Annotated in this window: 11 protein-coding genes; 9 read left to right on the top strand and 2 right to left on the bottom strand. The window is 43.9% G+C overall.

Annotated features, from left to right (window positions below; all coding sequences use genetic code 11):
- The 7 genes from GDA45_07680 to GDA45_07650 form a co-directional block, all read left to right on the top strand.
- Positions 1-1,262: SUMF1/EgtB/PvdO family nonheme iron enzyme (locus GDA45_07680; GenBank protein ID MBC6414741.1), on the top strand; the 1,262-nt coding region annotated here is incomplete at its 5' end.
- 419 nt (positions 1,263-1,681) lie between these two features.
- Positions 1,682-1,894, top strand: a complete 213-nt coding sequence (locus GDA45_07675; GenBank protein MBC6414740.1) for a Trm112 family protein — start codon at positions 1,682-1,684, stop codon at positions 1,892-1,894.
- Positions 1,854-2,621 (top strand): 3-deoxy-manno-octulosonate cytidylyltransferase, encoded by a 768-nt coding sequence (gene kdsB / locus GDA45_07670; protein ID MBC6414739.1) that lies wholly within the window; start codon positions 1,854-1,856, stop codon positions 2,619-2,621. The genes GDA45_07675 and kdsB overlap by 41 nt, the downstream gene beginning before the upstream one ends.
- 32 nt (positions 2,622-2,653) lie before the next feature.
- Positions 2,654-3,583, top strand: a complete 930-nt coding sequence (locus GDA45_07665) for an ABC transporter ATP-binding protein (GenBank protein ID MBC6414738.1) — start codon at positions 2,654-2,656, stop codon at positions 3,581-3,583.
- The gene (locus GDA45_07660) at positions 3,580-4,314 is read left to right on the top strand and encodes a heme exporter protein CcmB (GenBank protein ID MBC6414737.1); all 735 of its coding nucleotides are present in this window, start codon (positions 3,580-3,582) and stop codon (positions 4,312-4,314) included. Before GDA45_07665 ends, GDA45_07660 begins: the two co-directional genes overlap by 4 nt.
- A gap of 6 nt (positions 4,315-4,320) precedes the next feature.
- Positions 4,321-6,249, top strand: a complete 1,929-nt coding sequence (locus tag GDA45_07655; GenBank protein ID MBC6414736.1) for a Gldg family protein — start codon at positions 4,321-4,323, stop codon at positions 6,247-6,249.
- Positions 6,246-7,313 carry a DUF4340 domain-containing protein gene (locus GDA45_07650; protein ID MBC6414735.1) on the top strand — a complete coding sequence of 356 codons (1,068 nt, stop codon included), beginning with the start codon at positions 6,246-6,248 and terminating at the stop codon, positions 7,311-7,313. The genes GDA45_07655 and GDA45_07650 overlap by 4 nt, the downstream gene beginning before the upstream one ends.
- A gap of 40 nt (positions 7,314-7,353) precedes the next feature.
- On the opposite strand, the gene purB is transcribed toward GDA45_07650, so the two are convergent.
- Complete coding sequence (gene purB / locus GDA45_07645; GenBank protein MBC6414734.1) at positions 7,354-8,721, bottom strand: adenylosuccinate lyase; 1,368 nt, start codon at positions 8,719-8,721, stop codon at positions 7,354-7,356.
- Between the two features lie 192 nt (positions 8,722-8,913).
- Here purB and GDA45_07640 point away from each other — a divergent pair, with 192 nt between their 5' ends.
- Positions 8,914-9,594, top strand: a complete 681-nt coding sequence (locus tag GDA45_07640) for a hypothetical protein (GenBank protein MBC6414733.1) — start codon at positions 8,914-8,916, stop codon at positions 9,592-9,594.
- 104 nt (positions 9,595-9,698) lie between these two features.
- Complete coding sequence (locus GDA45_07635) at positions 9,699-11,072, top strand: class II fumarate hydratase (GenBank protein ID MBC6414732.1); 1,374 nt, start codon at positions 9,699-9,701, stop codon at positions 11,070-11,072.
- Between the two features lie 103 nt (positions 11,073-11,175).
- Here GDA45_07635 and acnA read toward each other — a convergent pair whose 3' ends face one another.
- Complete coding sequence (gene acnA, locus GDA45_07630; GenBank protein ID MBC6414731.1) at positions 11,176-13,797, bottom strand: aconitate hydratase AcnA; 2,622 nt, start codon at positions 13,795-13,797, stop codon at positions 11,176-11,178.
- Between the last annotated feature and the right edge of the window lie 276 nt (positions 13,798-14,073).

Below are 14,073 nucleotides of genomic sequence, written 5' to 3'. Positions count from 1 at the left end.
TTGATTATGACGGTGCACCAAAGGATGGGAGTGCTTGGGTAAGTAATTGTGATGGGAATTATCGCGTGTTGCGTGGCAGCGACTGGTTCAACAACCCGAGGTTCCTGCGCTCCGCTAATCGCTTCAGGGACGAGGCTTCGGACCGTAACAACGGGTTCCGTGTTGCCCGGACGCTTACGCCATTAACTCCGTTGGAGATTACCAGCCCGTCGGATGACACAAGATACAAGCTAGGTACTGCTGATGCAACCCCCCAGATGGTGGTGGTGGTCGTTGAGGGAAGCAATGCGGATGATGCGCTGACGATGAATTTGGAATTAAGCAGCGGAGGTGCTTCTGTGGTATCAGTGCCTACCTCGCTTAGCTTTCCTGAAGATATCGGCAATATCCAACGGGAATTACGCTTCCAACTAACTACGGTGGCTGAAGGTGATGAAACGGTGACGATAGTCGTAGCCGACAGTCTTGGTAATACCGACGAACTAGATATATATGTTGAAGTGGGTGAGCGTGGTAGTACACCTGGAACTTTTCGTGATTGTAGCAATTGTCCGCAAATGGTGCGGGTGCCAAGTGGTTCATTTCTGATGGGTTCTCCTGAAGATGAGCCAGACAGGTATAGCGATGAAGGCCCACAACATCGTGTCACTATTCCTCAGCCGTTTGCGGTTGGCAAATATGAGGTGACACGCGGGCAGTTCGAAGCTTTTGTGAATGCAACGGGATACGATGCTGGTGTTGACTGGCGTCATCCGGGTTTTAATGCCCATCCGGTAGTTTATGTGTCGTGGCATGATGCCCAGGCTTATGTCGATTGGCTAACGCGGAGCACTGGAAAGTCATACCGATTATTGAGCGAGGCGGAATGGGAATATGTAGCTAGAGCGGGTACGACGACTGCGTATCATTTTGGCAACACGATTAATCCGAGTCAGGCGAATTATGACTACGGTCAATATAATCAAGGAACTGTTGCAGTAGGGCATTATCCTGCCAATGCATTTGGTTTGCATGATGTTCACGGCAATGTATGGGAATGGGTGGAGGATTGTTCGCATGATGACTATGATGGTGCACCGGCGGATGGTAGTGCTTGGGTGAGTAGTTGCAGGTACAGGTATAGTAGAGAGTTCCGCGTGTTGCGTGGCGGCTCCTGGAACGAAAGCCCGAGGTTCCTTCGCTCCGCTTATCGCGGCGGGAACGTAGCTTCGGATCGTGTCAGCAACGTCGGGTTCCGTGTTGCCCGGACGCTTACGCCATGAATCTTTACCTCTTTCTTGTCTCTGTTGGAGGCAAGAAACGGCAAAATTTTGCCAAAATTTTCTATATGGGATACATAATGGTTATCAGTAAATGGCAAAACTACTAGATATAAAATGAATAATTCAGCTAAAACAACGCGTGAAACTGTTCAAGCACTGGGAACACATTATCGCTTTATTGTTTGGTTGATTCCGACATTAATGCGCTTTCCTCGGATGAAAGCGTGGCGAAGTGAATGAAAGGCATAAAATATGACATAAGATATGATGGGAATTGTTCAAAGAATTAATAAATAATGCTTTGATATTTGATAAAATATTACAAAAACACAAGCGAAAAAAACAAGATGTATAGATTGCCTGACATTGCATTGCATAATGCTACTATCATAATCGTATAATACTTTCATTTTAGTTTTATGGATAAAAAATTACTTGATATTCTAGTTTGCCCAGTCACTAAAGGGGCTTTGATTTACGATAAAGAAAAACAGGAGCTAATCTCCTTAGCTGCGAAACTCGCTTACGAAATACGAGACGGATTGCCGGTGATGCTCGTCGACGAGGCGCGCCAATTAAGCAGCGAGGAGTATGAATACTATAAAAAACGCAACGAATCTCCCAAACTTTAAGGTTGTCATACCAGCGCGCTATGCATCGCAGCGGTTCCCTGGTAAGCCGCTGTATAGAATACTTGGCAAGCCATTAATACAATACACTTACGAGAATGCGGCACGCAGTGGTGCCGACGAAGTGATAGTGGCAAGCGATGATTATCGAATTATAGATTGTGTGCGCGGTTTTGGCGGTATTGCTTGCGTGACTTCGGTTGCGCATAAAACCGGTAGCGATCGTAGTGCTGAGGTGGCTGATATCAAGCAATGGGATGATAACCAGATTGTCGTTAATCTACAAAGCGACGAGCCTTTATTGAGTCCGCAGGATATACGTACTGCGGTGCAGTGTTTGGTCTCTCACCCTAGTGTTGATATTGCCACCCTTGCCACTGAGGTTGCGGCAGAGGAATTGGCATCGGATAATGTTGTCAGTGTTGTTTGCGATAACGAGTGTTTTGCCTTATACTTCAGCCGTGCCGTATTACCTGTGGGTGCTAAGATGGGCTTGCAGCATATCGGAATTTATGTATATTATTGTAGCTACCTCAAACATTTTGCCTCTCTTGCACAACCGCACATAGAGCAAAGCGAGAGCTTGGAGCAGCTGCGAGTATTATGGTACGGTGGCACAATTAAGGTGGAGAAGGTATCGTCGTTCGCGCATGTTGCGGTCGACACTGAGGCCGATGTAGTAAAATTAGAAAAAATGCTAACCAGTCATTCAAGCACATCGAGTGAGTAGATAAGTGGTTTAGCGAAACACTAAAGTTATAAATGTTAAGAATACAAGATTTATCTAAATTTTTTGATGATTTTGCCGCCGTAGATCGCATTAGTTTTGATGTGGCAGCAGGTGATATTTTAGGTTTTCTAGGACCTAACGGTGCTGGCAAATCGACAACGATGAAAATGATATGCGGGTATCTAAAGCCGACCTCAGGCCGGGTCAATATATACGACCACGATATTGATAGCGATCCTATCGCAGCTAAAAGATTAGTCGGTTATTTGCCTGAAGGTGCCCCCACATACGCAGATATGACGGTGAAAGATTTTCTCAGCTTTATTACCGAAGTTCGCCAACTGAGTAAAGAACAAACGCGCAACGGTATGGATTATGTGATAGCGGAACTTGCGCTTGAAGAGGTGTTGAGGCAGCCCATAGAAACCTTATCTAAGGGGTTTAAGCGGCGCGTAGGCTTGGCGCAAGCCTTGATACACGACCCCAAAGTGTTGATTATGGACGAACCTACCGACGGTCTAGACCCGAATCAAAAATATCATGTCAGAGCTTTAATTAATTCGCTGAGCAAGAGCAAAATAGTGGTAATTTCCACCCATATTTTGGAAGAGGTGAGTGCGGTGTGCAACCGAGCATTGATCATTGCCAAAGGTAAATTACTGATTGACACGACACCCGATAAATTATTAACCAGATCGCGTTACCAGAATACGCTCAGTTTGTATGCTAAGGACGAAGAGCTGCTGACCGATATAAAAGATATTCCCGGCGTGAAGTCTTTGGAATACGATACGCTTAGTAATCGTTGGTTGGTATTTGTTGACAAGGATCTAAAGATGCATATCTATGGCCAACTGCAAAGCTGGATTTCAAGCAGAACACCCGAAGTAGACGACTTGCGTGTCGAACACGGTCGCATGGACGATGTTTTCAGAAAAATAACCGAAGGTAGCTTATCGTGAAAACAATATACGCGATTATGAAAAGAGAATTGTCGCACTATTTTACGACACCGCTCGCTTATGTTTTCATCATTATATTTTTGATGCTCGCTGCTACCTTTACTTTCTATTTGGGTAATTTTTACGAGCGTAATCAAGCTGATTTGGTACCGTTCTTTCAGTATCATCCGTGGTTGTATCTGTTTTTAATTCCGGCAATATCCATGCGTTTGTGGGCTGAGGAAAAAAAGAGTGGTAGCATAGAACTGCTGATGACCTTGCCGATTAGCATCGTGCAGGCAGTGCTGGGTAAATATCTGGCAGCGTGGTTATTCGCCGGATTGGCATTGTTGTTAACCTTCCCGTTGTGGCTAACGGTCAATTATTTAGGGGAACCCGACAACGGCGTCATATTCTCGTCGTATCTGGGTAGTTTTTTGATGGCTGGTGCGTTCTTGGCTATAGGCTCGTGCATTTCGGCAACGACCAGCAATCAAGTCATTGCGTTTATTATCAGCATTGCGATTTGCTTTTTGTTTATCACGACGAATTTCCCTTTTGTGATAGATTTCTTTAAGCTGTGGCTGCCGCAAGTTTTATTGGACACTATAACTTCAATGAGTTTCTTATCGCACTTTAGTTCTATTAATAAGGGCGTTATAGATCTCAGAGATATAATTTATTTTATGTTGATGATAGGCTTCTGGCTGATTGCCAATGTAGTTGTTTTAGAGAATAGAAAGCAAGGATGACCTAAAATGCGGTTTTTATCTTCTACTAAAAGCGTTTGTATATTGTTGGCAATATTATTTTTGGTATTGATTACTCTGTCCAACATTTTGTTCAAAAACATGCGTTTGGATTTGACCGAAAACAAAATATATAGCCTGTCCGATAGCACGCGCAATATCGTTGCAGCAATAGATCAGCCGCTGAACCTCTATTTATTTTTCACTCAAGAATCAAGTAGCAACAATCCGTATTATCGTAAATACTATAAGCGTGTGCGAGAAATTCTGGAGGAATATAAAATCTACGCCGGTGGTAAATTAAGGCTGAACTTTATAGACCCGGTGCCTTTTTCGGAAGATGAAGATCGTGCCTCAGGCTTTGGTATACAAAGAATTCCGTTAGAAGAGAGCGGCGATGTGTTGTATTTCGGTTTGGCTGGTAGCAACGCAGTCGGAGATGTTGAAAAGATACCATTTTTAGATCCACGCCGTGAAGTTTTTCTGGAATACGATATTGACAAACTACTCTATACTTTGATGAATCCTAAAAAACCGATTATTGGTCTGATGTCTGCACTACCTATGTATCCAGTCGAGGGTTTGGGCGCGGCAAGCCGCCCTAATCCGTGGGTGATTATCGAACAGATAGAACAGCTCTTTGAAGTTCAATTAGTTTTTACCGATAGCGAACAAATAGACGAAGAGATTGATGTGTTGATGGTGGTGCACCCTAAAAATTTAGCCGACAAAACGCTTTATGCGATAGATCAATATGTGATGAAAGGTGGCAATGCGATATTTTTTGTCGATCCTTATGCCGAAGTTGAGGAAATTCCTTTGCCGAGTGATGTGCAGATGCAGGATTTATCGATAAAGGGTTCATCGCTGAACACCTTATTTAAGGAGTGGGGTTTTGAGGTAGCCGAACGCACTGTGGTGACCGACTTTAACAACAGTTTACAAATTAGCCTGCCCGGTCAGCCGCCGCAGCGTAATATTCTTTATATCGGGCTGAATAAAAATAGTATAGATCGTGAAGATGTAGTCACTTCGGCGTTGGAGCAAGTCAATTTTGCGATAGCCTCACACATCAAAGTATTGGATAAGGAAAAAATAGAAATGACGCCGTTGATGTACACCAGTAAAGAGTCTTCACTGGTACCCTTAGATATAATCCGTTTTATGAGTGAGCCGTCGGAGTTGGAAAAGGGATTCAGAGCTTCGCAAGAGGAATATCCGATTGCTGCCCGCCTCAAAGGCGAGATTGACAGTGCTTTTGATGCGCCTCCTAAAGAAGCGGACGAAGAAGGTGACAACGGTGATGACAGTAAGAGCGATGATGCCGATGGGCAACAGGCTCAAGACGATGCGTTAGATTCTCATATAGCAAAATCAGACGGCCCGGTTAATTTGCTCGTCGTTGCCGATGTAGATGTGCTGAGCGATCGTTTATGGGTGGTCGTGCAGAATTTTTTTGGTCAGCGTCTGTACCAGCCGATTGCTAATAATCGCGACTTTGTAATCAATGCGATAGATAATATTACCGGCGGTAAAGATCTGATAGGTATACGTAGTCGTGCGAGTTTTAATCGTCCCTTTACCAAAGTAGTGGAGATAGAACAAGGTGCGGTGATCAAATATCGAGAAGTCGAGCAAGAATTGGAGAGCAAACTCAGAGAGACCGAAGCAAAACTGCAGGAATTACAAGAGCAACGCAGCGACCGCAAGAGGGGTGCCAACATATTGAGTGACGAGCAGATGCAAGAATATCAAAAGTTTCAGAGACAAAGATTACAAACGCGTAAACAGCTGCGGGAGGTTAAATATAACTTGGCTAAAGACATAGATCAACTCGGCCGTGATCTTAAAATCATTAATATCGGCGCAGTGCCGGCACTGGTTACCGTTTTAGCACTGGTTTTTGCGTTTGTTAAGCGGCGTCGGCAAAGACGATGAAATCCAAGACACTCATTTTAATCGTCCTGGCGACTGCAATTTCTGCATCCGTAGTATTCTTGTTGGTGCGCGAGCAAGATAGTACCCAAGAACAGCAAAAGTTGTTTCCTAATTTAGCCGCGGATGCAGTCAATATAGCCAACCAGATGAATGAATTGAGACTTTCGCAAGGCGAGCAAACCCTTCGTATACAAAAGGACGACAATGGTATCTGGCGGGTTGTAGAGAAAGATGACTTTCCTGCCGATGTGCCCAAGATACGCGCTTTATTGCGCGCCTTAACGGAAGCTGAAAAAATCGAAGAAATGAGTTCGCGCTCTGAAGATTTTCCTAAACTAGGTATTGCTGATGCTGATGCCTTAGACGGGGCAGGTATCTTATTGGAAATGGATACTACGGATAACCGCTGGCAGTTAATCGTCGGCAATTTTCCGGCACATTTGGATCAGGGACAATATATACGGCTTCCTGTTGAAAACCGTAGTTGGTTGATTAACCGTCGTTTAGAATTGGACATGACGGTTGACGAATGGTTGGATAAATACATTATTCATATGCCACCCGAAAGTCTTCATCGCATCGTTATAGAAAAGCACGACGATGAGCTTGTCAGTACTATGACTATAGTGCGCCGCACCAAAGACGGGGAATTTGAGATCGAAAATCTACCCGCTGATCGTGAAATAAAAAGCCCCTATGCCCTGCAACAGATTGCTGCAGCGGTTGATTACTTGCAGTTCAAAGAAGTATTTCCTAAAGACAATAGTTTTTTACTACCTGAGACGCATATAGATGCAACATTTACGACCTTCGACGGTTTCGAATTGAATATGCAAAGCTACCAAATAGATAATGAATCCTATGCCATTTTTTCAGCGGGGTATCAAGCCGACATCGCATCGCAATACGACACCTCGTCGGAGACGGAAGCTGAAATACAAAGCGACAATGAATATCTGTCGGAACTCTATGCGAATTGGTATTACAAACTACTTAGCCCGACATACAGTTCTCTGGATATAAAACTTGACGACCTAACTACTAGCAAGCAAGAATCGCAGTAGGGCAAACTCCTACGCAAACCGTCTGCCTAGTTGTTGAATTTTATACCTCTTTTGCAAGACGACTAGCGATACCTATATAGTTCTTGGGTTCTAGGGCAAGCAATAAGTTTTTGTCGTCTTCTGGAAGATCAGTATTTGCGATAAATAGTCTAAGCGTTTTCAACGATATACTTTGTCCGCGTTGTAATTGCTTGAGTTGTTCGTAGGCATCCTGCATGCCGTGCTTTCTTAGCAGTGTTTGTATTGCCTCCCCTAATACTTCCGGATGGGTGGATAGTTGTTCTGCGATCTGCTCTTGGTTTAGTTCCAATCTGTCCAATCCTGTGGCGATAGAATGCAGTGCTATTAACATATAGGCAAATACTGACCCTACTGAGCGCAGCACCGTCGAATCTGATAAATCTCGTTGCCAGCGCGATACTGGTAGTTTGTCCGATAAATGCCTTGCTAAGGTAATGGCAAGACCTAAATTACCTTCAGCATTCTCAAAATGTATTGGGTTAACTTTATGCGGCATAGTTGAAGAGCCTACTTCTTGTTTTGCGATTTTTTGTTTGAATAATTCCAACGAGATATAAAGCCAAATATCGCGGCATAAATCCAATAATACATGCGCGATACGCGAAAGTGCATCCATCAATTCGGCAATGTGATCGTGCGGTTCTATTTGCGTGCTATAAGGATGCTGTTGCAAGCCTAATAATTCTAAATAATGCTTGCTGAGTTGCTGCCAGTCAATTTCCGGATAAGCGAGATGATGTGCATTGTAGTTGCCGCATGCACCATTTGCTTTAGCTCGTAATCCAATCGCAGCAAATTTTTCGGTTTGTTCATGCAGTCGGTAGCAAAAATTTGCCATTTCTTTGCCTAAGGTCGTCGGTGATGCCGGTTGTCCATGGGTTCTCGCCAGCATTGCAACATCGGCATAGCGTGTTGCCATAGCTTTCAAGCTATCGCGGATACGGCGTAGGTGAGGTAGCAGGCATTTTTCGCGAGCAGCTTTGAGCATCATACCGTAAGCAGTACTATTAATATCTTCGGAGGTACAGGCGAAATGGAAAAAATTGGATAAGCAACTGAGTTCAGGCATCGGTTTTGTTTGCGAGACTAAATAGTATTCCAAAGCCTTGACATCGTGCTGAGTCGTTTTTTCTATAGTTTTGACTTGCATCGCTTGTTGCTCGTCAAAGTTATCAACGATATTGTCTAGATAAGTTTTCGCTTGCTCAGAGAGCGCCGGAATTTCATCTATTTTGTTATGGGCGGATAAAAACTTGAACCATTCTATTTCGGCAATTAAGCGATAGCGCATCAGTGCGTATTCACTAAAAAATTCGGCTAGTTCTTCGCTTTTGCTTCGGTATCGTCCATCTATAGGACTGATTGCAGTAATTTCAGATAATGTCATAGATTGATTATTTTTCTAAAGCAATTTCTATAGTAGCACAGAATTAGTAGGGTTATGCTCTTACCGGCAAGGATTGTACCGTTCGTCGGTTGAATAAGTTATTTCGTCAGTAGCGATATTTTCAATTGCTATATTTGTTGTAGGGTAGGTTTTTTCACAAATATTAGTGCTAATATATATAGAGAGGTAAAAATGAAAAGTCAAAATATGATGCAAGAAACACTGGTAAAGATTCCAGATGTAACAGCCGAGCAAGCCAGCATGGCAATAAGTGATTTTATGCAGGCGCATAATGTAGCGATTAATGAAGCCATTAAAGATACTGCGACCAAGTACGATATTCATGACTTAGAAGAGCGCATAGAAGAGCGCATGGCGACAAAAGAGGATCTTAAGGACTTAGAAGCGCGCATGGCGACAAAAGAGGATCTTAAGGACTTAGAAGAGCGTATGGCGACCAAAGAGGATCTTAGAGACTTAGAAGCGCACATGGCGACAAAAGAGGATCTTAAGGACCTAGAAACCCGTATACGCATGGCAACAAAAGAGGATCTTAAGGACTTGGAAACCCGTATACGCATGGCAACAAAAGAGGATATTAAGAACTTAGAAATTCGTATGGAAGCACGCATGGCAACCAAGAGTGCCCTGAGAGACATAGAAACCCGTATATGCATAGCAACAAAAGAGGATCTTAGGGATATGGAAGCTCGGATAGAAGCCCGGATGGCTACCAAAGAATCTATTAAAGATATGGCAACTAAAAGTTATGTGAAAACTGAAATTGCTAACCTAAAAGCCAGTCTGACTTGGCGAATGATGCTGTTCTCAGGAATTATCGTCGGCATGATTGGCTTGATGATGCGGATATAGAACTTTCTTGTTGTCTAAGCAGTTGGCGGGTTATTCTAGTGCGGATCTAGGAGACCGTCGTTGCCAAAAAATTACAGAACTTTATCAACTTATTAAAAACATAGATGAAATACAGAATAGAAAAGGATAGCTTGGGTGAAGTAAAAGTACCTGCGGACAAGCTCTACGGTGCACAAACCCAGCGTGCAGTAGATAATTTTCCGATTAGTGGGCTATCTATGCCATCGACCTTTATACGAGCACTGGGGTTGATAAAATATAGCTGTGCGCAGAGCAATCAACGATTGGGTTTGCTGGATACTATTATTGCCGAGGCAATTGCACAAGCTGCCAAAGAGGTTGCCGCTAATAAATACGATAAGCATTTTCCGATAGGTGTATTTCAGACTGGCTCGGCAACTAGTTCTAATATGAATGCCAATGAAGTGATTGCCCGGCTTGCCTCAGAAGCATCCTCTTCTCAGGTTCACCCAAACGATCATGTCAACATGAGCCAGAGTTCTAATGATGTGATACCGACTGCGATACATCTAAGCGCCTGCCTGTTGATTGAAGAGCAATTAAAGCCGGCTCTAGAACATCTGGCGACCTGCATTGCTACCAAAGCGGAATCTCTCTCTGCGCAGCTGACCACCGGGCGAACCCATCTAATGGATGCGATGCCGATTAGCTTAGAACAAGAACTGAGTGGCTGGGAAGCACAGGTGCGATATGCAGTGGCGCGTGTAGATTCCGCTGTTCATAGACTGCGCGAGTTGGCGCAAGGCGGCACTGCGGTCGGTACTGGTGTGAATAGCCCCAAAGGCTTTGGCGATTTATTCTGCAGTATATTATCCGAACAAACTCGCATAGCTTTCACCTCTAAGCCGAATAAATTTGAAGCACTCAGTAGTCAAGATGCGGCGGTCGAATGTAGCGGTCAACTTAAAACTGTAGCCGTTGGTCTTATGAAGATAGCGAACGATTTACGCTGGATGAACTCAGGACCGCTTGCCGGTTTGGGTGAAATTACGCTACCTGTATTGCAACCCGGTAGTAGCATTATGCCGGGCAAAGTCAATCCGGTAATACCCGAATCGGTGGCAATGGTTTGCGCTCAAGTGATAGGTAACGATTCGACTATTACGATAGCCGGTCAATCGGGTAATTTTCAACTCAATGTGATGTTGCCAGTTATTGCATACAATTTACTGCAGAGTATCGATTTGCTGAGTAATGCGGCGCGCATATTAGCCGATAAAGCGATTGCCGGTTTTGTAGTAAACAAAGAGGCCTTGCACGCCGCTTTAGAAAAAAACCCGATATTAGTGACCGCTCTTAACAGAGTGATAGGCTACGAGAAAGGAGCGGCGATTGTCAAACAAGCGTATAAGGAACGCCGGCCTATTATAGATGTAGTTTTAGAGCAAACTGATTTAAGTCGCACAGAAGCCGAAGAACTATTGAATCCGGCACAACTTATTTTTCCGCATAGCTAACTATCCCTACATTGTCGCAATCTGCACAAACGGCATATTCACCCTGCCCGCATAAGTGAGAAGGCCGACACCACCACCTCAAAAGACAGGTAATTAACCGTCTTTACGCAGCGAGTTGCCGCAACACATAGTGTAGGATGCCACCGTTGTCATAATAATCTTGTTCCTGCGGAGTGTCTATGCGAATTTTAACCTTAAAGTCTCTGCGCTGATTATTCTCATCAGTAATATGCACCTCGGCAAATCCGTCTTCAGTGATATCAATAGTATAAAGTTCGCTACCATTTAAGCCGAGTGTCTGCACACTATCGCCCTCTAAAAATTGTAACGGTAATATACCCATCCCGATTAAGTTGGTTCTGTGTATACGTTCAAAGCTCTCTGCGATGACTGCTCTAACACCCTGCAGTCTAGGTCCTTTCGCAGCCCAGTCGCGAGATGAACCGCTACCGTATTCCTTGCCAGCAATAACGATAGTCGCTACCGATTCTTGTATGTAGCGCATCGCAGCATCGTAGATAGTCATTTGTTCTTTAGATGGGAAATGCAGTGTATAACCTCCTTCTACATCAGGCACCAATTTGTTGCGTAGTCGTATATTTGCAAAGGTGCCTCTTACCATAACTTCGTGGTTACCTCTACGAGAACCATAGGAATTAAAATCATTGACTAGTACACCTTGCGCTTGTAGGTACAGCCCAGCTGGACTATTGGGTGCGATGGAACCGGCCGGCGAGATATGGTCGGTGGTCACAGAGTCACCCAGGATAGCAAGCACCCGCGCGTTTTTAATAGGCTCAGGCTTTTGTGCTTCTAAAGAAAAGTTTTCAAAATACGGTGGATGGGCAATATAAGTTGAGTCCGACCAATCGTAGAGTATGTCGGCAGGGGCATCTAATTTTTTCCAATCTTCGGTACCTTTGTAAATCTCGGCATAGATCTTGTGAAATTGCTCAGCTGACAGAGCTTGCTTGAGTAACGCATTAAGTTCTTGTCGGCTCGGCCATATATCTTTTAGAAAAACTGGTTTGCCTTGCTGATCGTTAGCTAGTGGTTCTTTATATAAATCTATATTCATAGTCCCGGCAAGTGCATAGGCGATCACCAAGGGTGGTGACGCGAGATAATTTAACTGAACTTGTGAATGTATACGCCCTTCAAAGTTTCTATTTCCGGAGAGTACCGCACTAGCTATCAACTTATGTTTTTTGATTGCCGTAGCGATAGTCTCAGACAGCGGTCCTGAGTTCCCAATGCAGGTCGTGCAACCGTAGCCCACGATATAGAAGTTGAGTTTTTGCAGTGCATCCATTAGTTTTGCATTTTGTAGGTAATCGGTTACAACCTGAGAACCCGGGGCGAGTGATGTTTTAACCCACGGCTTGACTCTAAGCCCGCGTTCCAATGCTTTTTTAGCGAGTAATCCTGCCGCTAGCATAACCGATGGATTTGAGGTGTTGGTGCACGAAGTAATTGCGGCAATGGCAACAAAACCATCGCTTAAGGTTACTGGCTCGCCGTCAATCTCAATCTCAGCCTGCGTTGGAGCAGGCTTGATTTTTGATAGAGCATCGCGACACTTTTCTTGCGCTAAGTTCAGTGGTATGCGATCTTGTGGGCGCTTCGGTCCGGCGAGACTAGGGACGACCTCATCAAGGGCTAATTCTATAGTTTGGTCGTATTGCAGTTGGTTTTCATCGTTGCGCCACAATCCGCATTGTTTGGCGTATGTTTCTATTACAGCAATTTCGTTGTCGCTACGCCCGCTCAAAGATAAATAATCTATGGTTTCTCTATCTATTGGGAAAATACCGCAAGTTGCCCCGTATTCCGGCGCCATATTGGCAATCGTGGCACGGTCTCCCAGTGATAATTCATTTAAGCCGTCGCCGTAGAACTCGACAAATTTTCCTACCACACCAAGCTTGCGTAGCATCTCTACAACGGTTAATACCAAATCAGTTGCAGTTGACCCCTCTGGTAATTTTCCACTGAGTTTAAATCCGACAACTTTAGGCACTAGCATAGAGATAGGTTGCCCTAGCATGGATGCTTCGGCTTCTATGCCACCGACTCCCCAACCCAATACACCAATACCGTTGATCATCGTCGTATGAGAATCAGTGCCGACCAGAGTATCTGGGTATGCGATTTTCATACCATGCTGCTCGTCTATGAATATTACCCGCGCCAGATACTCTAAGTTAACCTGATGCACTATGCCCGAACCAGGTGGCACTACCTTAAAATTAGAAAATGCTTTTTGCCCCCACTTAAGAAAATTATATCGCTCTCGGTTGCGTTGGAACTCTATTCGTGTATTCAGATCTAGAGCCTTATCATTGCCGAATTTATCCACCTGTATGGAATGATCTATAACCAAATCAGTAGGCTGCAGAGGATTAATTTCATCTGGATTTAATCCGAAACGATCTATTGCCGATCGCATTGCAGCGAGATCAACCACTGCTGGTACACCGGTAAAATCTTGCATCAATACTCGTGCAGGTCTATAAGCGATCTCCTTATTACCGCTTTTTCTATCAACTAAGGCTTGTATATCATCTTTGCAGACGGTCTGTCCATCTTCGTGACGCAACAGGTTTTCTAATAAAATCTTCAAACAAAAAGGCAAACTTCGTGCTTGTTCAATGCGGGATATATCAAAAATAGTGTAGGATTCACTTCCTATTTCAAGGATTGTTTTAGTATCAAAGCTGTTCATGTATCTGGTTAATTGTAATGGATTTATAGACTACACCTCTGCAAGATAATTGAAATAGCAGAGATGCAACTGCTTATTATGCCTCATTTTTGCTTTGATACCAATTGTATGTACGATGCTTGTTAGTCCAAAGTTGTAATGTCACTTTCGTCCCAAGTTGAAATGTCACTTTTGCGGGACAATAAAGCATTTTTTACTAATACAAGGAGAAAATGCTATGAACCAGAGGATTTTAGCTATGTCGGAGAAAGAACTTACACGCCAAGACGCCATCAA

It is taken from the genome of Chromatiales bacterium (assembly GCA_014323925.1).
Lineage (GTDB): Bacteria > Pseudomonadota > Gammaproteobacteria > Poriferisulfidales > Oxydemutatoraceae > SP5GCR1.
Note: the sequence above shows the minus strand (reverse complement) of the source record. Positions and strands in the feature narration are given on the sequence as shown.

Bases quoted from the DNA above. Each gene is read 5' to 3' on its own strand.
- GDA45_07650 (MBC6414735.1), top strand. From the start codon at position 6,246: ATGAAATCCAAGACACTCATTTTAATCGTCCTGGCGACTGCAATTTCT.
- GDA45_07640 (MBC6414733.1), top strand. From the start codon at position 8,914: ATGAAAAGTCAAAATATGATGCAAGAAACACTGGTAAAGATTCCAGAT.
- GDA45_07665 (MBC6414738.1), top strand. From the start codon at position 2,654: ATGTTAAGAATACAAGATTTATCTAAATTTTTTGATGATTTTGCCGCC.
- purB (MBC6414734.1), bottom strand. From the start codon at position 8,721: ATGACATTATCTGAAATTACTGCAATCAGTCCTATAGATGGACGATAC.
- kdsB (MBC6414739.1), top strand. From the start codon at position 1,854: ATGAATACTATAAAAAACGCAACGAATCTCCCAAACTTTAAGGTTGTC.
- acnA (MBC6414731.1), bottom strand. From the start codon at position 13,797: ATGAACAGCTTTGATACTAAAACAATCCTTGAAATAGGAAGTGAATCC.
- GDA45_07635 (MBC6414732.1), top strand. From the start codon at position 9,699: ATGAAATACAGAATAGAAAAGGATAGCTTGGGTGAAGTAAAAGTACCT.
- GDA45_07655 (MBC6414736.1), top strand. From the start codon at position 4,321: ATGCGGTTTTTATCTTCTACTAAAAGCGTTTGTATATTGTTGGCAATA.
- GDA45_07675 (MBC6414740.1), top strand. From the start codon at position 1,682: ATGGATAAAAAATTACTTGATATTCTAGTTTGCCCAGTCACTAAAGGG.